This window comes from Oceanirhabdus seepicola (genome assembly GCF_023684385.1).
Classification (GTDB): Bacteria; Bacillota; Clostridia; order Clostridiales; family Clostridiaceae; genus Oceanirhabdus; species Oceanirhabdus seepicola.
Genome location: NZ_JAGSOJ010000001.1, coordinates 1,651,874 through 1,675,856 on the forward strand (window position 1 = coordinate 1,651,874; position 23,983 = coordinate 1,675,856).

Consider the following 23,983-nt stretch of genomic DNA (forward strand, 5'->3'; position numbering starts at 1 on the left):
ATGAGTAAAAAATTGTTTACCGAGGAAGAAATAAAATTATTATCCTGGAATAAAATTCTTTTCTACGACGTCATCTAACCCTAATAAAACTCAATAAAATCACTCAACTTTTCCCTTAGTTATATGTAAATTATATAATACTATTGTAAAAATAACCATAAAACAACATCATTCCACAAACTTATATCCCACACCCCATACAGTAATAATATGATCTGGCTCGGAAGGATTCTTCTCTATCTTCTCCCTAAGATTTCTCATATGCACTGTTATTGTTGGAATATCTTTATCAGAATCATATCCCCATATCTTCTCAAATATAAAGTTCTTTGTGAACACCCTATTTGGATTAGATGCAAGAAGATTTAAGAGATCATACTCTGTTACAGTCAATGATATCTCTTTGTTATTAAGCAACACTTGTCTTGTGTTTCTATTTATGGTTAAATTCTTAAGGATAATTTTATCGTCTTTATCCTCAGTTGTAGCTGTGGAGTTCTTTAGTAGATTATACCTTGCAATATGACCTTTCACCCTTGCCACCAGCTCATTTGGACTAAAAGGCTTTGTCATATAATCATCAAGTCCAAGCCCAAAACCCCTAACCTTATCTATATCACTAGTTTTCGCACTTACAACTATTATTGGTACATCCTTCTCTTTCCTAATCTCTTTGCATATATTAAATCCATCTCTTCCTGGTAACATAAGATCAAGAATAATAAGATTATAATCATTACTAAGAGCCTCTTCCAGCCCTTTTTGTCCATCTGTGATTATATCAACCTCCATATCGTAGGCTTCGAGATAATCCTTCTCCACTTCTGCGATACTTAGGTCATCTTCAACAATCAGAATTCTATTCTTCAACTCTATCAACTCCTCTCGGTAATTTCATATTAATACATAGTCCTGTGAATTCTCCCTTTTCCCCATTCTCAGCCCATACTATGCCCTTATGCTTCTCTATTATCTCTTTCACAATTGATAATCCAAGACCATAACTTCCACATTTAGTTCCTCTAGATTCATCTTCTCTGAAGAACCTATTAAATATCTCTTCAAAGTTCTTATTATTTATCCCTTCTCCATTATCAGTTATAGATACCACACAATAATCTTCTTTTATCTCAACATCAAATAATATTCTAACAGAAATATTTCTAACATACTTTATTGAATTCTGAACCAGATTCATTACAACCCTTCTCATCATATTTACATCCATATAAATATCAATATCTTCCTTAGAATCAAATTCACTAATTAACTGTACATCCTTATCTGCAAAATCAAGTTCCATTTCCAATATCAAATCATTTAAGAAACTTTTTATTCCAACTCTAGTAAAACTAAATTCCTCTTTACTGAAATCCAAATCAGATAATAATGAAAGCTGAGATATCATCTTCTCAATATCTTCTGTTTTATTGTTGATTGCCTCTATATATTTATTGAGTTTCTCTGGAGTGTTAGCGATACCATCAAGTATACCATTGGAGTGTAGCTTAATGGATGTTATTGGGGTTCTAATATCATGAGATATATTTGCCAAAAGTTCCTTCCTATGAGATTCATACTTTTCCTGTATCTCTTTTGATTCTCTTAGTTTATTTATCATCTTATCAAAGGCTTTCCCAACTTCATCTATTTCCATTACAGCACTCTTTTCTATCTTATAATCATAATCATCTTCAATTATTGCATTTGCAACCTTTTCTAATTCCTCAATAGGTTGAATTACCATCTTCTTTAATCTTCGGTTTAAATACTTGCTTAACCCAAGGAATATAATGATTGATATAGCTTGCAAACCCCAAAACTGTATTGCTTCTTCTTTATATAGATTAGCAAAATCATTAAAACTACTATTTCTTGTTATACACATAAAGCTCAGAAAATTAAGCCCCTCAAGTAACATTCCTAATCCAAAAACTGCTACAGTTAAATGTATTAATCGCCTTCTCAATCTCATATTTTTTTCTCCTGCTTTTTTTCTTTTATTATATAACAATCAGACTAACCTCTCTATGATTAGCCTGACTTCTATATTCTTAATATATTATTCTTGTATTAAATATCTAAGTTTATACTATGCTACGTTTAATATCATACCTGTTAAGAAAGATATTAACCATATTATCCATACCCCTAGGCTAAACTTATGGAACTTAGTCATTAACTTCTCATTCTTCTTAGCAAGAACTATTGTAGCCCAAATAGCATGGAATGCCATTAACACTATAGCCGCTGCACCAGTGATTCCGTGAATATCAAACTTAAAACTATCACTCATAATTGACATCATTGTTGTTCCTGTTGTGTCAAATACAAATCCTATCCAGAAAAAAGATAAATTAAACTTAGTTAGTTTCCCCGATATCTTTTCTCCCCAAACTCCAACTGAGTAACATATAAGAGCTAGTACCATTGCGATAATTGACATAATTAACATCATAAAACATCATCCTTCCAAAAGTATATTTCAATCAATTCATTAGTTAAAATTTTTATTATGCTTGTATATTTTTATTTTCATTTTTATTCTTAAACACTCCATAATAAGCAATAAATGCCGCCGCTAAGTATGCTACAGTTTTAGGTATCATTAGCATTCCTATAGTTGGATTTATATGAGCAAATAGTATAACTGGAATATAAAAACCATAAGAAATTAAAATCATAATACCAATCCACTTAAATGTATTATCTTTTTCTTTTTTAGCACTGCTTAAGAATAAACCTGCAACACCTAATCCTAAAATCATTAAAGGAATATTTCTATATATTGCCCAATTAAATGGTGCTACTACACTTGTCCATTCATTGCCTGGTAAAACTAACAGCACTAATCTAACTAATCCACTAGCAAAGAGTATATGTGTGAAATAATTATATTTTTCATTATAACGAACCTTCCAAATTATTAAAAGTAAAACATAAAAAAATGTTACAGTTATGGATGTAGCAAATTTACCATAACCTAAGAGTGCAGCACTTTCTGTTATCCCATCTTTCAAATATGCAACAACTCTAAATCCAACATGCCCTGTATCTCCTATTGCTAAAAGTGCAAAAGTCCATGCTACTAGTTTACCTAGTTTTGTATATTTTGAGTTTAGTTTATTAGCATTCTTAAACATATTGAACACAATAGCCCATAGTGTAATTAAATAAACTATATTAAATAATATCTCCATAATTTCTTTCATGCTTAAATCCATTATCTTCACCCCTATGTTTGGTTATTAAATCAATCTTTCCTTGATCTAATATTATGATATCAATCACTTTCAAAGATATTTGAAAGTAATTCTAAAGAAATTCTAAAGATTTTTTATTAATTCTGATACAAATATAAAGAGTTTTAAAACCATAGAGGCAATATATATATAATTTTACTAAATATTTGAAACTCATATAGATATTCTGTATAATAAAAAAGATACAATTGTAAGAAAGTACGAAGTAAATATAATTTATTTTGAGAGAAGTGATTTTAAATGAGGAAAAAATATTTAATTATTATATTGATTGCGTTTGTTCTTTGCATTACTGGCTGTAGCAAGTCAAGTTCAAATATTGAGAATTATCTTAACAGTGGCACCACAATTGATTCAAATGCAAAAGACATTATGCCCAATCTTGATGATTTACCTGAATATCAGAATATCTCATACAAATATACTCATAAATCAATGTTTATATTTGAATCTGATTCAGTTGCTCTCATTGTGAACTATGATGATAAAACATATAAGAGCGAAAAAGATAAATTAGCGAAAAAATATACTTTTTTAGAAGAAAAAGTGGATTCTGATTATGACGAAAGTAAATATTTTATCCCTGAATATGAGTTTTCAATAAATAGTTATACTTTTAAAGTCGTGGCTTATAACAAAAAAAGTAATACAGAATTCCCAAAATCTTTTGGTATGATCGGAACATCTGAAGAGAAAAAAAGTATAGCATATTTGTATTTTTGTGATTTCGATTTAGATTGTATTGGACAAGAAAATGACAAACACCCTATGGCTGATTTTGTTAAGAATTATTTTGACTACGACTTTTAGCCATGCGTTTTTCATATTATCAACATTATTTTAACAGAGCCTAAGGCATATTCAAATAAATAATTAGTCAGTATGCTAGTCTATTTTGCGAACTGCTTCATCCTTGGAACCCATTGATAGAACTACTATCAGTGGAACCCAACTCTTCGCATTACGCAAAATATCCGTCGCATCTTTGACTTGTTATTTATTTTCATACGCCTAAATTAAAAGGAGCTTAAATACTATGGATAATAAACTAGTTTACATTACTGGTAATCATACTAAATTTGAAGTTGCTTACCAAGTGTTTAAAGAAACAGGAATATTACTTTCACAAAAAAACTTGGATACTCCTGAAATTCAAAGTAAAAGTGTAGAAGAAGTAGCTATGTACTCAGCTATTTGGGCAAGTAAAAAATTAAATGAGGCTGTATTTGTAACTGATGCCGGATTTTGTATTGAAGCATTAAATGGTTTTCCTGGCCCCTTTATTAAGTACACTAATGAATGGCTTTCTGCAGAAGACTATTTGAATTTAATGAAGGGTAAAACTAATCGTAACGTTATAATCAAAGATTGTCTGGCTTATTGCAAACCCAATGAAAAACCTATTGTTTTCACTGGTTCCTTTAAGGGTACATTAGCAATTAAACCCGGTAAAAATATAGGAACTTCAATTGAACAAATTTTTATTCCTGAAGGTTTTAACCAACCTATTTCTGAAATACCAGAAGAAGAAATGATAGATTACTGGAGTAATGGAGATATATTAACTGAATTCAAAAAATATATTTTAGGATAAGAATACAATAATAGGTTGCCTTGTCATAGAAAGTGATTTCTATAATGAGACAACCTCTTCTTTATTTTTCTCTCTTATATTAAAACAATTCAATAACACACAACTGATAATTAACAATATAACTGTTAGTATTATAAATAATATTTCGACTATAGTTATCTTAGTCCCTCTCCAGTTTATTACATTTTAAAATTAGTATTTAATTCTCTACTCTTTCAATCATAGTAAAATTTCATATTTCTTACTCCCCAAAATAATTATTGCATATCTTAACAACATACTTATGCATATCTAAAGTTTCCTCTAAATCATCTACTTCCAGAGAATGACCTGCGTTTTCTATAACTTCTAAATGTATATTCTCATTTTCTTCAATAAGCTGAATATATTCTTTCCCAAATAATTTATCCTTTGATCCAGTTATTACATAACCACCATAGTTATTTATGAAAGGTATTGTATCTTTAATTGGAGTTAAAAATATATACTTAATTTCAATATCATCAATAATATCTATTACTCTTCCTGATACAACAGTACCTATACTTTTTCCTACAAAATAAATTTTATTGTATTTTCTTTCTTCTCTACATTTATTTATTGCTTTCAATGCTTCTTCCGCAGCAATCATTGTTTCTTCACTCAAATCACGCCCAACTAAAGCTGCACCATAATTTATACACAGGACATCATGTCCTTTTAACAAAGCTGCTTTTCTAATATAGTGTAATATTGGTTTATCACAGCTATAATTTCCACCAGGATATATAACCACTAAGGTTTCTGTGTTCTCAGTATGATAAAGATAAAAATGATTTACTTCTTTTTCTGAAGATATTTTAACATTAATATATGATTTTTTAATCATGTAACTACCCCCAATTTAAAATTTAAATATCCCAGCCCCAAAAATCATCATTCCTACCCCCATAACGCATAATATAAACCCACCTGCTTTAGAAAAGCCTATATAAGCCTCTGTAGGTTCTGGGTCCTTCACCCATAAAAAATGTTGTAGTTTAAATAAAGCAACTGGAAATTTAAATTGAATATACCCTAAAACAAAGAATAGTACTGCTGGAAAAAACATCGCTAAATTACCTTTCATATCTTGCAGTGATTCAAATGCTATTGTGATTAACTTTCTATCTGTAATTTCTTCATCCTTAACCTGGAATTGTTCATTCCCTGTACTTATCCTAACAATACCTGTAAAATCATATTCACCATTTTTATCTATTTTATAAAACCCCATATTTTCATAATACCAACCTTCATTAACAGCACCATCTGGATATTCAATCTTTACCATATCTTTTTCATCTTTAGAAAGAAAATCATTGGGCTGTCCAAACACCTTATATTTATTACCCTGAATTTTGATTTCTTTATAATCCTCTTTTTCACTTACTTTTATGGATTTTTTATCTTTTATAGAATAATAATTAATTTCATTGCCATCACTACTTTTCTTAACATATAAATGATCATTTAAATAAAAACATGGTGTAACTGAATTTTTAAAAGCAATAATAAATATCGCCATAATAAATAGTAAAAATAATACCTTTAATACTCTTTTAATTTTCAATTTACCCATCCCTCCTTTTAAATTCAGTTATTTTTGCAAATATTAATTTATCATGTAATTCATCTTCTATCCTCCAAGACAGATTAAAATAACTTTTTATATGTCTTATAAACTATATACATGCAGTTTAACTCAAGTATATTATAGTCTATTTTATAAAATTTTTCCATATAACCCTAAGTTTTAAACAGAATATTTATGAAAATATAAGAACAAAATAACTATGAAATAATGTATCTATACTAACAGGAGGACTGCTAATGAATGATTTAGGTCTAGTAAATGAAAACAAATTAGGTATAACTGAAGGCCATGAAGAAATTAAAAAGGCTATTGACGGTCAGTTTAGAGGTGAAACTGGTGAAATAGGATTATATTTAGCTATGGCAAAGATGGCTCAAAGAGAAGGTTATCCTGAAATAGGTGAAGTTTTAAAAAGAATCGCGTGGGAAGAAGCAGATCATGCAGCTAGATATGCTGAATTAAATGGAAAGATTTCATGCCTTACAAAAGATAATTTAGAACAGATGTTTAAGGGTGAAATAGGTGCTAATAAATATAAAACTGATTTAGCAGCTAAATGCAAAGACGCAGACCTTTGCGAAGTTCAAGATTTCATAAATGAAGCAGCAAAAGACGAGGCTAGACACGCACAAATGCTTAAGGGTATGTTAGATAGATACTTTAGTTAAAGAAATGAATAATTGATAATGTATAATGGAAAATAATGAATGTTTCTGCTTTATGGCAGAAACTACATCTTATTGTTCTTTAAGACAAGGGGCTTTTACTCATTTTATCTGAGATAAAATATTGTATTTAAAATTCAAAGTTCCATATTAAGTGAAACTCACAAAATCCTCCTATTCCCTGAACAATAAAACTAATATTTCTCGCAGAGAAATCTCCTCCATTATACATTACGGTTTTGTTAAATTCTCAATTATTCATTTCTTTTAACCGGTATCCAAATCTCTGCAGTAAACTTATTCTCCCCTATTTTATAATACATCTCAAATTCTGGGCCATCAGCACACTCATATCCTGAAGTTGGGAACCATTCTGGATAAATTCTTTTCCAGATTGCTTGTATCTTTTCTGTTCCATCCTCTGGAGTATGAGGCTCTATTGGGAAAATCGCCCATGTTAATTCTGGTACTTCGATCTTTACGAATTCCTTATCAACTCCACATTTAGGTGTATATTGGCAAACCATATATTTAAATGTTCCATCTTTTTCATAAGCATAATTAGCAGCATTCAACAATCCTTCTTCATCTTTTGCTGCATTAGAAATACGCTCAAGACCTCCATTTTTTTCAAGTTCCATCCAGAATTCTGGTATCTTCTTATAACACTCTCCACCTGTTAAGCTCACTGTTTTCTCCAAACCAAATACTGAAAAAGCTTTTTTCTTTTCAATTTTAAAATTCATACATTCATCTCCTCTAATCGATATATGGAAGGAAATTCGTGAATATGACTTCAGGTGTACCCCCATCTTTCTCGCCTCAGTGGGTGTTACTCCATGTTGTCGCTGAAAAGCACGGGTAAAAGCATCTGGTGATTCATAACCGTATTTCATACCTAGATCAATTATCTTGAGATCACTATTTTGAAGTTCAAATGCTGCTAGAGTTAATTTTCTCCTGCGAATATACTCTGATAAAGGTGTTCCAATTATGAAAGAGAACATTCTCTGAAAATGATAAGTTGAACAATACGCTCGCTTTGCAATCTCCTCATAATCAATGTTATTCTCAATGTTATCCTCAATGTAATCCAATGCTTCATTCATTCTATTCAGCCATTCCACATTAATCTCCTCCTTACGATTATAAGTATATCTTTTATGAACTCTTTCAACCCGTCATTAAGTGCACTAAAGTGCAGGATATATTTTAATATTTAACATTCCCAATAAATACATTATATTACATGAGACATTTCAACCCAAGTCCACTCCATATCTCCATAAACTTACATTTAATAGAAAACTTTTATTTACTTTTCACAAAACCATCTGTATAATACAAAATAAACTATTACTAGATTATAAAGGGGTATAGATATGGATCGCTTGGAAGAAAAGTTATTTAGAGAAGCTTTAGTTGAAGGAGATATTTCAAAACTAAAGAAGGTTTCAAAAGGAGATGTCCATAATCACTGTGGACTAGGTATGCGTTTCTCAACCTTCAATAAATGGGCAGGTGGTAATGTTGTTCCCCCATCTAAGAAAATAGACGGAATACGTGGACTTGATGAATATCTATTTGGAGAAACTATGAAATATATTAAAACTGCTGAAGATCTTGAATTTTTGATTGAAGCGACTATACTAGAAGCAATAGATGATGGTGTTAAAATACTTGAGCCTAGTATAGATTGTAGTTGGTTAACTTTCTTTAATAGCCAGGAAGAATATTTCAATGCTATTCGTAAAATAAAAGAAAAGTATAGTGACCTTATAGATTTAAGACCTGAGGTTGGAATGCCTAAAAGTATAACTGAAGAAAAAATGAATAACCTACTGATTCCTTGTATTGACAGCGGTTTATTCAAATCTATAGATTTATATGGAGATGAGTCATTCAATGATTTTGAAAGATTTAAAGAATATTATGTTTATGCTAGAAAAAAGGGCTTAAAACTTAAAGGCCATGCTGGAGAATTCAACGGACCTGAGAATGTTAGAAAAGCTATTGAGATATTGGATTTAAATGAAGTTCAACATGGTATTGGTGCTTCCACAGATGACTATTTATTAGATCTTATTAAAGAAAGAGATATTAGATTAAATGTTTGTCCAAGCAGTAACTTTATATTAGGTGCAATAAGTGATATAAAATCTCACCCTATAAGAAAGTTGTTCAACAAAGGAATTAAACTCTCAATAAATACTGATGACCTCCTTCTATTCGATAGCGGAGTATCTGAAGAATTCTTATATCTTTATAATCACGGTGTTCTTGACGTGGACGAGTTGAATGAGATTAGAAAAATGTCCTTGAGATAAATTTATTTAGGAACAGCTTTATTTGTAAGGATTATTGAAGCTTTTGAATAGATTTAAGATATATACCAAAAGAACAATTACAAAATTGTAATTGTTCTTTTGGTTTTTCTATTATTCAGAACACTCAGTTATAACTGATTTTATAGTTTTTATCACCAATTTAGGATCGTCTTTATGTATTGAATGACTTGAATTATTCGCAACAATTAGCTCACTTCTATTAGAAAGTTTTAGTTGTCTCTCTTTCAATTTATCAACTTCTATATGAAATACATTTGCATCTTCTGCAGGTATATCATTTCTTATTAATCTCTCATTACTAATATTTCTATCACATATCATAACCTTAAGAGGAATATCACATATGAAGCTTTCCCCATCAATAATTATATTATGATTTCTTAGACTGTTAAACTCACTCCACATTGCATGAAATATATCTGGTTCGCTGAATATACCTTTATTCCCTTCTTCAATTAGTTGTTCCTTTGTCTTAATCGACATATCCTCTAAATTTTGAATTTGTCTATCAGTATTATATTTATTATCTATTGAAGTCATAGACTTTTTAAGCATTTCTATTTCCCTATATTCTAAAGGAGAAGCATCTACTAATACCATACCCTTAATTCTACCTGGATTTTTCATAAGTAATTTCTGTGCACATGCCCCACCAAGTGAATGAGCAATCAATATTATCTTCTCATGGATTCCTTCAACTTCAAGTAACTCCTCAAAATCTTTAATAATTTCATCAAGTCCTCTTTTTTCATCTCTATCAATAGAACTTCTTCCATATCCCGCTCTATGATAAAGTATAACTGTGTTTTCTTTAGAAATTTCCTCTGCTATATCTATCCAATCATCTATACACTCACTTAACCCAAATTCAAATACTACAGTGTGAGCACCATTTCCTTTTCTCAATACCTCTAATTACTTGTCCCTTATTTTAACTAGTTTTGTCTCCATTTTCTTGCCCCCAGTTTTTGTTTGACAATCTCCATCATTCCCAAGTATATCTAATCTTTTCTATTAATTATTAAATCTTTCTGTAAATAACTCATTATATTCAACACCATCTTTTAAGAATAAACTCTCAAAAATAGTTACTTGTTTTACTTGATCTTCAAAACAATTGTTTTCCATAGATTCTGTATTATAACCATCTACTAGTTCAACATTTCTTCCCAGTGTTATATGAGGTTTATAAGCTCTTCTTTCTGAATATAGTCCAATTTTACTCAGCTCATTACTTAATTCCTTTTGTAGTCTTACTAGCTTATCATTCTGTTCAATCTTTGCAAAATAAAGCCTCTTATTATTGTTCTCAAAAAATCCGATACCTTTAACTACAATATTAAATCCATTGAATTTCCTAACTATATTTTTTATTATTTTTTCTATTTCTCCAGCTTTGCTTTCATTTAATTCCCCAAGAAAGTTAAGGGTAATATGAAGGTTCTCACTTTTTGTAAATCTTCCACGGTTACAATTATTTTCTATCTCTGTTTGCATTTTTCTAAGAAATTCTTTTAACTCATGACTCAATGGAATACCTATAAAAATCCTCATCAGCTATTCTCCTATTTACTTTTTTATTCTATTTTACTCTAAATCTGGCTTAATCATTCTATTAAAGATATTATAACTATTTACTTAACTAGAAAAAAGGTAGAAAACAATCTTAATTATCTTCTACCTTTTTAAGATATGTTATTTATTGTATAATTTTACAATGAACTGTACAAATAAAATATTAGGAGATATTAAAATGAATTTTAAAGAAACATTAGATTTACATCTACAATCTATTTCAAATAAGAATTTTGATCTTTTTATTTCAACTGTATGTTTAGATAAGATAACATTAATTATGCCTAATGGTTCTCTTATTAATAATTATGATAATTTTATTACTCTACACAAAAACTGGTTCTCTGATCCAGATTGGTCTTTGAACTACACTCTAATAAATACTGTTGAATCTTCTGAAATGAGTTCAGCCCTTTTCTGAATCTCACATGACTGAAGTCGTGCGGTTCTTATTTCATTAAGCTTCGCCTATACTCTCAATACATTAGTAATTGTTTATCGTTTTAATAATTAAAACATATTTAAACAACCCTCATAATATTTACAACATATAGGAACTCACTTAAATACAGTAAGACTTTCACTACCAATAATCCCATTGGATTAATTGACGATAGTATAAGGCTCGATTCAAAACCTTATAGTAAATTATTTAAATTCCAAAACTACTAACAAACTTATAATTATCTTTCTTCAATTCTTTTAATCTCTGAATTTCTTCATCGTGTAACTCTTTAAATTTTTCAAAATCACAAATCATATTTTCTCTATCTATACTATTTAAATTTTTCACAATCACATTTTTAATAATGAAGCTACTATATAAATCTCTTTGTATCTTAAATTCACCAAAATCATTCCATCTTTCTGATAAGGATTTTTTAATATATTTATCTTCAATGTGATTATATTGACTTGCTTTTACATTTTTAGTGTCAACTTCGTTCAATTCTAACCCTTCATATTGTAATTTTCTATCTATAATAGTTAATAACATGGAAGGTGCTTTATTAGCTAAACTCTTACCAAATCTCTTCTTTTTATTGAATTTACCCTTCTTGTTTTTTGTAGTATTTTTAGCTCTCTTCTGCAATCCTTTATAATTCATATCTTCAACTAGAATTGTATCACCTAATGAAATTATATAATTAGCTAAAATTTCATGTGATTGCTTTCTGATTACTTTTTGTTTTCTTTTAATATCACTTAATCTATTTTGAGTTCTAATATACTTATTTGATTTATTCCAAATTAATTTAATTCCTATTTTAATAGTTCCATCTTCATTATAATTACTAGGATTATTAGACCTTCGTTGCCTATCTAATGTCCTTTGAAGTTTTCTTTCAATCTTATAAATATTATTAATTTCAGGACATAACTCAAATAGCTTTACTGAATAGTCACTAGCTACAGCTATTGTTTTTGTACCTATATCTAGACCTACACTTCCTATACCAACCCTTCTTTTAATCTCACCAGTTTCTTTATTAACCTTTATAGGTGGTATTCCTTCTAAAACTAATTGAACATAATATTTATATTTACCTCTAATTAATCTCCTTATTACCCTACAATATTTCACTCTGTCTTGTAATGCCATTTGAGCGTAAGTATCATTATTCTTAATAATTACAGGTATTTTTAATTCATTCCAAACAATATTCCCCATACCATCATATTTCAATCCAGATTTATTCCATTTTCCTTCAAGTGAATTGAATTCATTATATTTTTTAAAATATATTCTATCAGCTTCACCTTTTAAAAGTTTATCAATGGCTTTCCATGCTCTTGAAGCTATTGCTTGTGCTGTTTTGTTATCTATATTCTTCTTGAAAGGCTTATATAGTGGTGTAGTATAGTTAATTAAAGCATATTCATTCAAACCAAATTCTGCATGTATTGAATTTAACTCTTTATAAAGCTTCTTCTTTTCAGCTTCTATGATCTTTAATTTCTTTTTATCTTTGCAATTCTTAATTTTTTTATTTATTTCTATTATTGAATTTTTAACTTTTCTATAATATTTTCTTTCAATCATAGTTTTGTGTTGTTTTAATGAGTGACCTAATATAGCATTGTATAATTTTCTTCCAATTTCTAATCTCTTATTTAAAATTCCTTCTTGTTGCTCATTAATTTTAAATTGCAATTTCAGTACATATGAAGGAGTTTTAGTCCTATTTTTACGCTTCTTTTTATTTTTATAATTTCTCACTATACCCACCTACCTTTCTATTGTATTTTCTGACTCTGAATATACATATCCACGACCTTTATTTACCGTCGACACAATCACCAATTCCTTACATACCATACTAACATGCGTATTAGCACCAAATATGTGTCTATAGTATATTATACCCAGTAATTGCTTAGCATATATATTATATTTGCCTCCCTAACTCATGACTGAAGTTACGAGTGTGCGATTGGATTTTATCAATCGATTATTCAGATTGTGATGAGAATGGTAATTCAATATCTATGACATATTATTTAAACTTAATATTCCAATATATTGATGGTAAATGGCTACTTGTTCATGATCAAAACACAATATTTAATAAATAATTACCTTCACTATCTAAATAACAGCAAAATAAAATCGGCTGATCATATCAACCGATTTTCATTTTGCGTGTCCACTTATCTAGTATATAGGCAGAATATGCTTTATTTAATTACTTTATATTTTCAAGAATAACATCTAATCCTTCTTTTACTTTCACATTTCCATTAATCGAAAAATTATTTTCCAAGGTACTATCTTTTTCTTTAAGGATAATATTGTAGTTGTCAATCTCATTCATATTATTGTACTCCAAAACAAAAACATTTATGCTCGTTGAAAGTAAAGCAACCACTAAAGCTATTCCTGCACCAAAACCTTTTAATGTTCTATTCATCATTAGCTTTACCCCCTAAATCCCATAATTGTTTGAACTTTTAAATTAAAAATTAATCTACTTCAACCTATTGATTTTTAGCATGAACATATTATATTTCATTGGAAATACCATAACAATATTAACTTGATGGTTGAAAAACATTAATTTGGAATCCACCCTTGATATTTGTAACTATTCCTTAACAAATAATCATCTCACAAGCATTATACTATTATTATGAATTTAATACATTATTTTCAAATAAATTTAACTACATTATTAATAATCAATGATTGATTTCGTAATCTCTTTGATTATTGATAGTTTTAGGAGGCGTTTATGAAACATCTAAAAAAATTTACATGTATTATATTACTATGTCCCATCATGCTACTCAGCGGTTGTATTTTCAATAATTCAAAGGTTAATAATGAAAGTACATTGAATGAGCAAACTTCTAGTGAGGATGATGGTAATGCAATTTATCCTCTTGGTGATAAATTAGATTTATACACTGGCATGACTCTTGAAGAAGCTAAAGAAGTTATCCAGGATAAGTATAATCTAATTAACCAAATAGAGATAACATCCTCTCAAGAATTCATCTCATGGGGTGACACTGAACTAACTATATCCCTTTCTGATAATACAGATATAAATGACACAAGTAATATGCTGAACTTAGTATTTGATGCAAAAACCTCTGTACTATATTCCATATATGCAATTGGTGCTTTCCCTACTGCCTTAGGTTTACAAAATGACACTTCAATAGATATAATGAAGAAACTCTATGGGAATGACTATATTACTTATACCTTCACAAACTATGAAGGGGATAGCGTTATCGTTTATGAATATAAACTGGAAAATAATTATTTAAAAGTTAGAGAAGTTAATGATAAGGTATCTTTTTGGGAGATATCAATGTTTGGAGAATATCAAAATACTCGGTTTGAATATAATAATACCTTTCAGCTTAATATAAATAATTTCTGTATAGACCTTGAGATGCCGTTATCACCCCATTTCCTTGAGAAGCTAAATAAAGATGAGCTTTCATTATTGCGTAATGCTTATTATGCACGACATGGTCATATCTTTAAAACACCAAAATACGCAAATTTCTTCTCGGAATATTATTGGTACGAGCCCTTACATGAGCATGTAGATAATCTACTAACTGAACTAGATAATAAAAATGTAGCATTAATATTAGAATTCGAGAAAAAATAACTTATAAATAGCATTGACTCTAACGGAACGTAATAGTTTATAATCAAAATTGAGGTGATAATGAAATGCAAAAAATGATCACAGTAAATGAAGTTGCTAAGCTTGCCGGCATAAGCGTTAGAACTCTGCACTATTATGATGAAATAGGATTATTAAAACCTAAGCATAAAACTAATTCAAAATATCGTTTATATGGTGAAAAGGATTTAGAAAAGTTATGGCAGATATTATTTTTTAAAGAACTTGACTTTCCTCTTTCTCAAATAAAAGAAATACTAAATAATCCTAACTTTGATAAAAATCAAGCTTTAGAGAGTCATAAAAAATTATTATTAGAAAAAAGAACAAGAATAGATAAAATTATCACTTCAATTGATGAAACTATTATGAAAGGATTTGAAAAGAATATGATAAAAACATTTAGTAATGAAAACTATGAAAAATATAAAGAAGAAGCTATACAGAAGTATGGAGATACAGCAAAACAGTCATATAACAGAACATCAAAATACAGTAAAGAACAGTGGGTAATTATACAGGAAGAAGCTACAAATATATATACTTCACTTGCAGAAAATATGGATAAAGGAGCCGCTGATGAAATAGTACAACGATTAATTGCTCAGTGGAAAAATCATATAACCAAATATTATTATGATTGCACACTAGAAATATTTAAGGGGTTAGGACAATTATATGTTGAAGACGAACGCTTTACAAAAAACATTGATAAAACTAAAGAAGGTTTAGCTTCATTTATGAAGGACGCTATGGATTACTATTGTGAAAAAAATAAGTAAAGGTACTAAATAAGGGAGACCACTGAAAATTAATTTTTCAGTGGTCTCCCTCTCAAGATACCTTTTTTAATCTAATAAATTTTTAACTTCTTCAAATAAATCTTTATCTTGCTCTATAAGTTCTTTACCACCTATAGTTGTAATTCTTCCGTTTTTAATTCCTTCTTCAAATAAATCCCCATAAGCTTGTACATCTTCTACAGTCATATTTAAGATTTCATCTAATTCCTTTAAATAATCAATCTCACTTAAACTAGCGAAATACATTCCATCTGCTTCATTTGCTAAATCGTATACAGATTTTGGCATATAGAACTTTTTAAGTGCATCTAATTTATATTGATTTAATTTTGCTTCATAGTTTTCTTTATTTCTAAGATATTCAGGTAATCCTTTAAAATCTTCAAAAGAATCCTTTAATCTTGGATCTCTATATGTTCCAAATGCAATAGTCCCTTTATCACTACCTATCATAAATGCTCCGTAAGCCTTTCCTTTAACTCTATGAGAATTAAATAAGAAATCATTTACAATAGCAGTAATCACCTTATTATTTGAATCTAAGTTAAATCCTAAATCCTTACTATTGAAGCTTAATACATTATAATTAACTAATGATTGTGCCACAAAAGCTGTATCCTTATCTTCATTATCAAAAACATAATTTTGACGCTTTTTATCTTGTCTAGGCATTTTATGTGGAGCTAACATTTTGAAAGCTATTCTATCACTTTCAATATCATTAATAAATTCTTTAAAGTTCTTCTCAAAAACTGGATAATCTTTTTCTTCAATTGTTACAGAAACAGTAAGACTTTCTGTATCAATTATATTTTGATATACATCCTTTAAATTCTTTGTTATTTCATCATATTTCTCATCAAAGTTTGTATATAAATCATTAATAAACTCATAATACTTTAACCCTGATATTTCTTCTTCATATGCTGATGAATTAGAATCTCTTAAGAAATTCTTTGAAACTGCATAATTTAATAAGTTGTTATCCAATTGCATTTCTATAGATGTTTTTGATTGTGTAATTAGGTTTCTTAATTTTTCTTTATCATCAAAGTTTGCATTAAGAATTAATTCCCTTATTAAATCTAAAGTCTTGTCCATATTTTCATTAAGTGATATAGCTGAAACTTGGAATACTGGTTCATAAGTATTTTTATGATCCCCACCTCTAACATAAGCAGCATAGCCAATACCATTAGTATATTTCAATGTATTACTAACAATCTCATTATTTTTATAATTTTCAGTATCTAGTCCTCCAAGAATACTTGAAAGAAGCTTTATGTACTGAATTTTATCTTGCTCTATTGAATTTGTGTTAAATAATAGTTTTATACTATTTGTTCCATTAGTGTTTATTGGATGATATAAAACCTTAATTCCATTTACTCTATCAATTTCAGTTGATGCAATATTAACCTTTGGATTTAATGCTTTTGTATCTAAAAGTGGTAATCTATCTAATACTTCTTTAGATTCTTTAGTATTTCTCCAAGCAGTTAATTCTTCATATTCTTTTATAAGAGTTTTTACTTCTTCATTACTTAATGATTCTTTATATTTCTGTAACTTCTCAGCTTCTTCTTTTAAATCTTTTTCATTTAATCCAGGTACGGCATTAAGAGTAACTAATGAACTATACTTATTATTAAGTATTTTATCTTCGATAAATTTCTCAAAATATTTTGTATCTACAGCTTTTTTAACTTTATTAAGTGCTTCATCTTCTCCATTAAAATATTCAAAGATATCTCCATCATAAGTAAATACTCTTGAAGCTACTTGGAAAATATTCAAGCCAGTAGATTGAGTATACGACTTTCCTAATTTTTCTTGTAAGCTAAAATTATTAATTGTAGATTCTAATAATTCTTCATCTATTCCTTCTTTTAATACCTCTTCTAAAGCTTCTCTTACTGTTTTCTCAAATAAATCCTTCTTAGTATGATCAGTATTAAGAGCTATGAAAGAAAATACTGATTGTGCTTGTGAGAAAGATGGATTTGCTATAACATTACTAAATCCTGCTTCTATCATCTTCTTCTGGAAAGATGAGTTGTTATTTCCTACTACTAAAACATTAAACATATAAGCTGCATATAAATCATCTAAGCTATTTGCATCTCCTAATACATAGTTAAGAGCAATATAATCCAAATTTTCTGTTGGTTGTCCTTCTGCAGAACCATATTCCTCTGAATATTCCTTTTTTTCAGTGTAAGGCTCTTGAGTCTTTATAACTACTTTATTTTCTTTATTTTCAACATCTTTAAAAAACTCTGAATTTATGTGCTGTAACTTGTCTTCTATTGGTGTATCACCATAAATGAAAATAAAACTATTTGAAGGTTTGTAATACTTATTATAGAATTCAACAACCTCTTCATAAGTTAATTCTGGAATGTGTTTAGGATCCCCACCTGAATTATAGTTATAAGTAGTATCTGGGAAAAGACTTCTGTTAATTGCTAAAATTAATTTTCTAATAGAATTACTAGCATTACCTTTCATTTCACTAAGAACTACACCCTTAGCCTCTAATGTATCTTCTTCACTTTCTAGCTCATAATGCCATGCTTCTTCTTTAAAAATATTCTCAGATGACTTAATCTCTGCATTAAATGCCATGTCTAAATAAACATCCATTAAATTTTTGAATTCTTCTTCATCTACAGTTGAGAATGGATATACAGTTCTATCAGAGTAAGTTAATCCATTCATGAAGTTGGCTACCGACCCATTCATAATTTTAAACACCAATTGTTTTATTGGATATTTTTTTGATCCACCAGTTAATAATGCATGTTCGAAAACATGTGGTGTACCTTCATCATTATCTATTGGAGTTTTAAATGACACGGAAAAAAATTTGTTAGGATCACTATTTTTGAACTGAAAAACAGTTGCCCCAGTTTTTTCGTGTACAAATAATCTCCCTAATGCATTATAATCCTTTATCTCTTCTTCTTTTACAAGCTTAAATCCATTATAAACTTGTCCTTCTTTATATTCTGTTGCTTCACTTTTTTTTGTTACCTTTGTGTTTTCTTCTGCTAAAACATTTGTAATAGGATTAACAAATGTTACAAATGAAAATAAAAACAGCATAACAATGCTTAATTTCCTTAGATTTTTCATAAAAATCCCCCTTTTAAATTTTACATCTGCTTCAAATGTATACTATATCTAGTTTATAAAATTAAACCCATTATGTCAATAATATGCATTATAGTCCTTCAAATACCATATTCACTTCTCCACTTCCTTCAGTGGCTTAATAAAAATGTAGCATTAATATTAGGATTTAAGAAAAAAAGTGACCCCGAGATTTAATATCTTCGGAATCACTAATACTAATAAATCCATTGAACAAACCTGAATCTATTTCCATTAAAATTTTTATCAATTTATTATTTCAAATTCTTATTCTTTGCTTTATTCTTCTCGAATTTTTTCATGAAACTTTCTTCCAAGTCAATATCTAAATATGATGCTAATTTCAATGTTTGCCAAAATACATCTGCTACCTCATCTTCAATATCAGAGGGTTCAGTAGAATATTTCAATGAAGCCCTTTTTGTTTCTTTATGCAAAAGTGTTCTTGCTACCTCCCCCATCTCCTCAATCAAATGCAAAAATGCATGAGTTGGTATAGTCTCTATTTCAGTGTATCCAATCTTCTTCAAGTGATCATAAACAAGTTCTTGTGCCTCTTTAATCTCCATTGTTTCATCCTCCTAACTTAATTTAATACATATTGTGTATAGAACATTATAGCTTGTTTTTTTTAATAATCCAATTATATTGCCTTTCTCAAAAAGTCATCATAATTTCCTTGAAAGTTTCTAACTCCATTTTCATTTAATAACATGACTCGATTAGCTACTTTATTTATGAAATATCTATCATGAGAAACAAATATTATTGTACCATCATATTTACTTAGAGCTTTTTCTAAAATTTCTTTACTGTATAAATCTAAGTGGTTTGTAGGTTCATCTAGTATTAGTAGATTTGCCTTCTTAAGCATTAGTTTTGATAGAGCAACACGAGCTTTCTCTCCCCCACTTAAATCTCCATTTTTCTTAAAAACATCTTCTTTAGAAAATAAGAAATTACCTAGAATTCGTCTAACTTCAGTTTCCTTTATCTCTGGGAATTCATTTCGCATTTCCTCATATATGGTATTACTTTCTGTTAACCTCTCATGCTCCTGATCATAGTAACCTATCTGAACATTTCTTCCCCAATTTAATAAACCTTTTTCTAAAGCATTATCTCCAATTAAGGTTTTTAATAAAGTGGATTTTCCTATACCATTTGGTCCTATTAATGCAACTTTATCTCCTCTTGTTAATTTAATATTCAAGTTTTTAATTAAGTCTATTCTATTATCTTTTGAGCCTACTGATATTGTGGCTTCTCTAAGTCCTAAGACATCTTTATGAGACTTAAGATTAACTTCAAACTTCATATTTACTCTCTTTAAGTCTTTTAAAGGTTTATCAATTCTCTCAATTCTATTTAATGCATTACGCTTACTTTTAGCAGCCTTTGATGATGTTGCTCTTACTATATTTTTATCTATAAAGGTCTGAAGTTTTTTTATTTTTTCCTGCTGTTCTTCATACTCTTTTTCATAAAGTTCTTCTGACTTATCTTTAAGTTCTACATATTTAGAATAATTACCTGTATATCTTTTTGAACTTCCTCTTTCTATTTCATATATAGTGTCAACTAGTGAATCAAGGAAATATCTATCGTGAGAAACCACTAATACTGCCCCTTTATAATTTTTTATGTGGTTCTCAAGCCATGCTAAAGCCTCAAAGTCAAGATGATTAGTTGGTTCATCAAGCAATAGTATATCCGGTTCCTGTAATAAAATTTTAGCTAAAGCAAGTTTAGTTTTTTGTCCTCCACTTAACTTTGAAATCTCCATATCTTTTGGAAAATCTCTAAATCCCATTCCATTTAGAACATAATTTATTTTTGTCTCTATCTCATATCCACCATGTAAATTAAAGTAATCCATCTTTTTACTATATAACATCATTAACTTTTCCAATTTACATGGATCATTATAAATCTCTGGCTTTGCCATATCTTCTTCAAACTTTCTTAGTTGTTTTTCAACATTCAATAAATCTTTAAAAACCTCTAACATTTCTTCTTTAATACTATTTTCTAAATTAAGTCCACTATCTTGTTTTAAATATCCAACTTTTATACCCTTTTCTACAACAACTTCACCATCTTCATGTGAAATATTTCCTGAAATTATTTTTAAAATAGTTGATTTCCCAGCACCATTAACTCCAATCAACCCAATCTTTTCTTTTTTCTCAACTTTTAAATTAATATTAGAAAGTATGGTTTCACCATCAAAACTAATACCTACATTCTTTAATTGTAATATCATTTCTATCTTCTCCTTATTTTAAAAACAGAAAAGGAAAGAGAACAATAAAGCGCTCTTTCCTTTTTGTTATATTTTTTATCTGTATTGTATAAGCCCATACAAATTAAAAAAGAGTCCTCAATGTGTTTTCATAAAATTCTTATTAAATTGATTTAGTTATAATTCTGAAGACTTCTCCATAATTCATCTAAATCATAATAAGAATTTCATAATGACACATATTAGACTCTTCTCATCTGAGACTAAAATTGATATCACTATATAAAGAATGATTATATCCATTCCAAAAAACAATATTAAAAAAGGGAAGTTGATAGTAAAGTACAACTTCCCTGCTTATCTAAATTTATATACTTTCTCTATTAGAAATATAAAATCTATGAAAAGAGTCATATTACTTCACTACGAAATTCTTATTATTTTGATTTAGTTAAAAAAGGGCAGACTTCTCCCGTCGTAAACTAAATCAACTACAAAGAATTTCATAATTACACATTTTAGACTCCCAACTCCTTTATATATCTTGGTCTTATACATTTTATATTACTTTAACATATTTCTTTAGTCAACTTATTGCGCGTTAATTTTTCGAATATTCACAAAAAATTAATATCTTTTCACAGACAAACTGTCAATGAAAATTCAAAGTAAAATTTTTGTGCCACTCTTGGACTATACACTTACTTTAACTCATATGCTAAGTGCTCTTTATATAATAATCACTATATGGAATAATCTCATAATTTTTTAGTCTTTCATAATTACTATTTTTTAAGCTTAAAACTCTTTGAATATCATCTTGTGTAGCTTTGGTAATAATATTGTTAATATCAAAGTCTGAATAGAAATTATTTGTTGCCATATTAAATATTTCAGAAAATATCTTTTCTCTTTCCAAAAATGAAATGATATCAACCCTCAATATACCAATCTGACAAACACCATCTAAAAATCTTGTTTTATTAGGAACAGGTGCTATTTCAATAGTGCCAATAACCTTATTTGTTGGTTTATAAGTTACACTCCATCTAATATAAAATTTTTCATCAAACTCCTGTTCCCAACCTCTTATCCCTTGCTTTATAACTTCGATACTATGACAATCCCATTCCCCACCACAATTATCATTATTCATATGACTTTTAGTAATTGGATCTGAATAACATTGGAACAGTTCAACGGCATCTTCAACCTTGATTTTTGTAAATATTAGGTTCTCAGTTTCATAAACTGGACATATTTCAAAAGGACTATTATGTTTCATTACTAATTCTCCCCCTCCATAAATTAAAATTATTTATATTCTCAACTTTTACTGTGTACATTATAATTCTTATTTAATTATTTTATTTAAACTCTCTGTGTGAATACCGTCAGCTTGAAGGTATTCGCAAAATATTTTCAAACTCTTTTCAACCGAGAGTTTCATATCTTCAGTTACTGTAATTCCCTCTTCCCACCACCAGTTTTTTATTTCCAATGGTTCGTTTCCTCTCTGCTTTTCAGGTTCAAATCTGGCTACTAATTGATCACCGTAGAGCACGGGGAGTACATAATACCCAAATTTACGTTTAGCTTTTGGTACGTATACTTCCCAGCTGTACTTAAACCCAAAGATTTTTTCAATCATTCCTCTATCCCATAACAGGTTATCAAGGGGTGCTAAAAAATGCATTGAAGGTTCATCTTTTTCTTTAACCCCATCCAAGAACTTAAGATCTTCAGTTCTTATGTAAAAAGTCTCATCAATTCCTTGAACAGCCAAAGTTGTGATGCTTTTTTCCTCCACTAATTCTGTTAGAATTGAAGTTCGTAATTTCTTATCTGAGAGGAAATGCCCAAGCCATCCACCCCCACTACGTCCCCATATCAATCCAACACTGCCTATTCGCCTTTTAACATACCATTTATAAAAATCTTGATCGATATCAAATGGCTCTGGAGAATCTATCATTTTAGGTGGCAGAAGATTTTCAATTAAATCATAGATTTTCTGTGTGTTATTCTTCCCGTAAATTCCTAACTCCCCACAGTTAAACATATAATCCAATGCTGCACTGGATAGCTTTCTATGTCCCCAGCTCCCTTTACCACATGAACCTATATTGATTTTACTGGATTGAAGTGGTCCCTTTTGCACTAATATATCACGTATCTCTCCCGTTAGTTCCAATGCTTTCAATGATCCTCTATTACGCAAGGTTCCTTGCACTGATTTGTCCCTTTCTTTTCTCACTCGATGAAAAAAAGCCCAATCCTCTTGCCGATAGATAGCCATCATTTTATCCCAGCCATCAACTAAAGAACGCTCACTATAGAGCATCTTCTCCAAAACCAAAGGTGAATAACCAGGAATCCTAGATTGCAAAACCAAGTCGGGGTTCCGTCCTACAACATTTAAGGGATCATATTGAATACATCCCACTCTTTTAAAATAATCCAGTATTCCTTTTTCTCCTACAAATGTATTTGAACTACCTAATCCATGATAATGAATAAGGAAACGTCGCGCTTCAGCTTTAGTTATTTTCAACTCTTTCATCTATCTTC

General features: G+C 29.1%; 23 protein-coding genes. 7 read left to right on the forward strand and 16 right to left on the reverse strand.

Going from position 1 to position 23,983, the window contains the following annotated elements:
- Positions 1-168 precede the first annotated feature (168 nt).
- The 4 genes from KDK92_RS07330 to KDK92_RS07345 form a co-directional block, all read right to left on the reverse strand.
- Positions 169-870, reverse strand: coding sequence for a response regulator transcription factor (locus tag KDK92_RS07330; protein ID WP_250858544.1), 702 nt, complete (start codon positions 868-870; stop codon positions 169-171).
- Positions 860-2,014 carry a sensor histidine kinase gene (locus KDK92_RS07335; protein ID WP_250858545.1) on the reverse strand — a complete coding sequence of 385 codons (1,155 nt, stop codon included), beginning with the start codon at positions 2,012-2,014 and terminating at the stop codon, positions 860-862. Before KDK92_RS07335 ends, KDK92_RS07330 begins: the two co-directional genes overlap by 11 nt.
- A 78-nt stretch (positions 2,015-2,092) precedes the next feature.
- Entirely contained in the window at positions 2,093-2,455 is a 363-nt protein-coding gene (locus tag KDK92_RS07340) for an HsmA family protein (RefSeq protein WP_250858633.1), read from the reverse strand.
- Between the two features lie 58 nt (positions 2,456-2,513).
- The gene (locus tag KDK92_RS07345; RefSeq protein WP_250858546.1) at positions 2,514-3,224 is read right to left on the reverse strand and encodes a hypothetical protein; all 711 of its coding nucleotides are present in this window, start codon (positions 3,222-3,224) and stop codon (positions 2,514-2,516) included.
- A gap of 279 nt (positions 3,225-3,503) precedes the next feature.
- Between KDK92_RS07345 and KDK92_RS07350 the strand changes: the two genes are divergently transcribed.
- Positions 3,504-4,073 (forward strand): hypothetical protein, encoded by a 570-nt coding sequence (locus KDK92_RS07350; protein ID WP_250858547.1) that lies wholly within the window; start codon positions 3,504-3,506, stop codon positions 4,071-4,073.
- Between the two features lie 226 nt (positions 4,074-4,299).
- Positions 4,300-4,857: a non-canonical purine NTP pyrophosphatase gene (locus KDK92_RS07355; protein ID WP_250858548.1), complete on the forward strand. Its 558-nt coding sequence runs from the start codon at positions 4,300-4,302 to the stop codon at positions 4,855-4,857.
- A gap of 241 nt (positions 4,858-5,098) precedes the next feature.
- Here KDK92_RS07355 and KDK92_RS07360 read toward each other — a convergent pair whose 3' ends face one another.
- Positions 5,099-5,725: a hypothetical protein gene (locus KDK92_RS07360; RefSeq protein ID WP_250858549.1), complete on the reverse strand. Its 627-nt coding sequence runs from the start codon at positions 5,723-5,725 to the stop codon at positions 5,099-5,101.
- Positions 5,726-5,740: 15 nt separating this feature from the next.
- Positions 5,741-6,448 carry a DUF6199 family natural product biosynthesis protein gene (locus KDK92_RS07365; protein WP_250858550.1) on the reverse strand — a complete coding sequence of 236 codons (708 nt, stop codon included), beginning with the start codon at positions 6,446-6,448 and terminating at the stop codon, positions 5,741-5,743.
- A 260-nt stretch (positions 6,449-6,708) separates the two neighbouring features.
- Between KDK92_RS07365 and KDK92_RS07370 the strand changes: the two genes are divergently transcribed.
- A complete protein-coding gene (locus KDK92_RS07370) occupies positions 6,709-7,140 on the forward strand; it encodes a ferritin-like domain-containing protein (protein ID WP_250858551.1) in 432 nt (143 codons plus the stop codon).
- A gap of 251 nt (positions 7,141-7,391) precedes the next feature.
- On the opposite strand, the gene KDK92_RS07375 is transcribed toward KDK92_RS07370, so the two are convergent.
- The gene (locus KDK92_RS07375; RefSeq protein WP_250858552.1) at positions 7,392-8,264 is read right to left on the reverse strand and encodes an AraC family transcriptional regulator; all 873 of its coding nucleotides are present in this window, start codon (positions 8,262-8,264) and stop codon (positions 7,392-7,394) included.
- Between the two features lie 255 nt (positions 8,265-8,519).
- Here KDK92_RS07375 and KDK92_RS07380 point away from each other — a divergent pair, with 255 nt between their 5' ends.
- Positions 8,520-9,464, forward strand: coding sequence for an amidohydrolase family protein (locus KDK92_RS07380; RefSeq protein WP_250858553.1), 945 nt, complete (start codon positions 8,520-8,522; stop codon positions 9,462-9,464).
- Positions 9,465-9,575: 111 nt separating this feature from the next.
- On the opposite strand, the gene KDK92_RS07385 is transcribed toward KDK92_RS07380, so the two are convergent.
- Entirely contained in the window at positions 9,576-10,391 is an 816-nt protein-coding gene (locus tag KDK92_RS07385; protein WP_250858554.1) for an alpha/beta hydrolase, read from the reverse strand.
- Between the two features lie 108 nt (positions 10,392-10,499).
- The gene (gene thpR / locus KDK92_RS07390; RefSeq protein ID WP_250858555.1) at positions 10,500-11,039 is read right to left on the reverse strand and encodes an RNA 2',3'-cyclic phosphodiesterase; all 540 of its coding nucleotides are present in this window, start codon (positions 11,037-11,039) and stop codon (positions 10,500-10,502) included.
- Between the two features lie 199 nt (positions 11,040-11,238).
- Between thpR and KDK92_RS07395 the strand changes: the two genes are divergently transcribed.
- On the forward strand, positions 11,239-11,481 hold the full coding sequence (locus KDK92_RS07395) for a hypothetical protein (RefSeq protein WP_250858556.1): 243 nt from the start codon (positions 11,239-11,241) through the stop codon (positions 11,479-11,481).
- A 231-nt stretch (positions 11,482-11,712) separates the two neighbouring features.
- On the opposite strand, the gene KDK92_RS07400 is transcribed toward KDK92_RS07395, so the two are convergent.
- Positions 11,713-13,281, reverse strand: coding sequence for a transposase (locus KDK92_RS07400; RefSeq protein ID WP_250858557.1), 1,569 nt, complete (start codon positions 13,279-13,281; stop codon positions 11,713-11,715).
- A 466-nt stretch (positions 13,282-13,747) separates the two neighbouring features.
- The gene (locus KDK92_RS07405; protein WP_250858558.1) at positions 13,748-13,975 is read right to left on the reverse strand and encodes a hypothetical protein; all 228 of its coding nucleotides are present in this window, start codon (positions 13,973-13,975) and stop codon (positions 13,748-13,750) included.
- Between the two features lie 318 nt (positions 13,976-14,293).
- On the opposite strand from KDK92_RS07405, the gene KDK92_RS07410 reads away from it, so the two are divergent.
- Positions 14,294-15,190: a YARHG domain-containing protein gene (locus tag KDK92_RS07410; RefSeq protein ID WP_250858559.1), complete on the forward strand. Its 897-nt coding sequence runs from the start codon at positions 14,294-14,296 to the stop codon at positions 15,188-15,190.
- Between the two features lie 74 nt (positions 15,191-15,264).
- Positions 15,265-15,990 carry a MerR family transcriptional regulator gene (locus KDK92_RS07415; RefSeq protein ID WP_250858634.1) on the forward strand — a complete coding sequence of 242 codons (726 nt, stop codon included), beginning with the start codon at positions 15,265-15,267 and terminating at the stop codon, positions 15,988-15,990.
- 66 nt (positions 15,991-16,056) lie between these two features.
- Here the strand turns inward: KDK92_RS07415 and KDK92_RS07420 are convergent, their stop codons facing one another.
- The 5 genes from KDK92_RS07420 to KDK92_RS07440 all read right to left on the reverse strand — a co-directional run bounded on the left by KDK92_RS07420 (position 16,057) and on the right by KDK92_RS07440 (position 23,975).
- Entirely contained in the window at positions 16,057-19,149 is a 3,093-nt protein-coding gene (locus KDK92_RS07420) for an insulinase family protein (protein WP_250858560.1), read from the reverse strand.
- A gap of 272 nt (positions 19,150-19,421) precedes the next feature.
- A complete protein-coding gene (locus KDK92_RS07425) occupies positions 19,422-19,736 on the reverse strand; it encodes a MazG nucleotide pyrophosphohydrolase domain-containing protein (RefSeq protein WP_250858561.1) in 315 nt (104 codons plus the stop codon).
- A 74-nt stretch (positions 19,737-19,810) separates the two neighbouring features.
- Positions 19,811-21,433, reverse strand: coding sequence for an ABC-F family ATP-binding cassette domain-containing protein (locus tag KDK92_RS07430; protein ID WP_250858562.1), 1,623 nt, complete (start codon positions 21,431-21,433; stop codon positions 19,811-19,813).
- A gap of 697 nt (positions 21,434-22,130) precedes the next feature.
- Positions 22,131-22,697 carry a GNAT family N-acetyltransferase gene (locus KDK92_RS07435; protein WP_250858563.1) on the reverse strand — a complete coding sequence of 189 codons (567 nt, stop codon included), beginning with the start codon at positions 22,695-22,697 and terminating at the stop codon, positions 22,131-22,133.
- Positions 22,698-22,766: 69 nt separating this feature from the next.
- On the reverse strand, positions 22,767-23,975 hold the full coding sequence (locus tag KDK92_RS07440) for a winged helix-turn-helix domain-containing protein (RefSeq protein WP_250858564.1): 1,209 nt from the start codon (positions 23,973-23,975) through the stop codon (positions 22,767-22,769).
- Positions 23,976-23,983 lie beyond the last annotated feature (8 nt).

Excerpts from the sequence above, each read along its gene's own strand:
- KDK92_RS07340 (WP_250858633.1), bottom strand. The coding sequence starts at position 2,455 with ATGTTAATTATGTCAATTATCGCAATGGTACTAGCTCTTATATGTTAC.
- KDK92_RS07345 (WP_250858546.1), bottom strand. The coding sequence starts at position 3,224 with ATGGATTTAAGCATGAAAGAAATTATGGAGATATTATTTAATATAGTT.
- KDK92_RS07350 (WP_250858547.1), top strand. The coding sequence starts at position 3,504 with ATGAGGAAAAAATATTTAATTATTATATTGATTGCGTTTGTTCTTTGC.
- KDK92_RS07355 (WP_250858548.1), top strand. The coding sequence starts at position 4,300 with ATGGATAATAAACTAGTTTACATTACTGGTAATCATACTAAATTTGAA.
- KDK92_RS07360 (WP_250858549.1), bottom strand. The coding sequence starts at position 5,725 with ATGATTAAAAAATCATATATTAATGTTAAAATATCTTCAGAAAAAGAA.
- KDK92_RS07370 (WP_250858551.1), top strand. The coding sequence starts at position 6,709 with ATGAATGATTTAGGTCTAGTAAATGAAAACAAATTAGGTATAACTGAA.
- KDK92_RS07380 (WP_250858553.1), top strand. The coding sequence starts at position 8,520 with ATGGATCGCTTGGAAGAAAAGTTATTTAGAGAAGCTTTAGTTGAAGGA.
- thpR (WP_250858555.1), bottom strand. The coding sequence starts at position 11,039 with ATGAGGATTTTTATAGGTATTCCATTGAGTCATGAGTTAAAAGAATTT.
- KDK92_RS07395 (WP_250858556.1), top strand. The coding sequence starts at position 11,239 with ATGAATTTTAAAGAAACATTAGATTTACATCTACAATCTATTTCAAAT.
- KDK92_RS07405 (WP_250858558.1), bottom strand. The coding sequence starts at position 13,975 with ATGATGAATAGAACATTAAAAGGTTTTGGTGCAGGAATAGCTTTAGTG.
- KDK92_RS07410 (WP_250858559.1), top strand. The coding sequence starts at position 14,294 with ATGAAACATCTAAAAAAATTTACATGTATTATATTACTATGTCCCATC.
- KDK92_RS07415 (WP_250858634.1), top strand. The coding sequence starts at position 15,265 with ATGATCACAGTAAATGAAGTTGCTAAGCTTGCCGGCATAAGCGTTAGA.
- KDK92_RS07420 (WP_250858560.1), bottom strand. The coding sequence starts at position 19,149 with ATGAAAAATCTAAGGAAATTAAGCATTGTTATGCTGTTTTTATTTTCA.
- KDK92_RS07425 (WP_250858561.1), bottom strand. The coding sequence starts at position 19,736 with ATGGAGATTAAAGAGGCACAAGAACTTGTTTATGATCACTTGAAGAAG.
- KDK92_RS07430 (WP_250858562.1), bottom strand. The coding sequence starts at position 21,433 with ATGATATTACAATTAAAGAATGTAGGTATTAGTTTTGATGGTGAAACC.
- KDK92_RS07435 (WP_250858563.1), bottom strand. The coding sequence starts at position 22,697 with ATGAAACATAATAGTCCTTTTGAAATATGTCCAGTTTATGAAACTGAG.
- KDK92_RS07440 (WP_250858564.1), bottom strand. The coding sequence starts at position 23,975 with ATGAAAGAGTTGAAAATAACTAAAGCTGAAGCGCGACGTTTCCTTATT.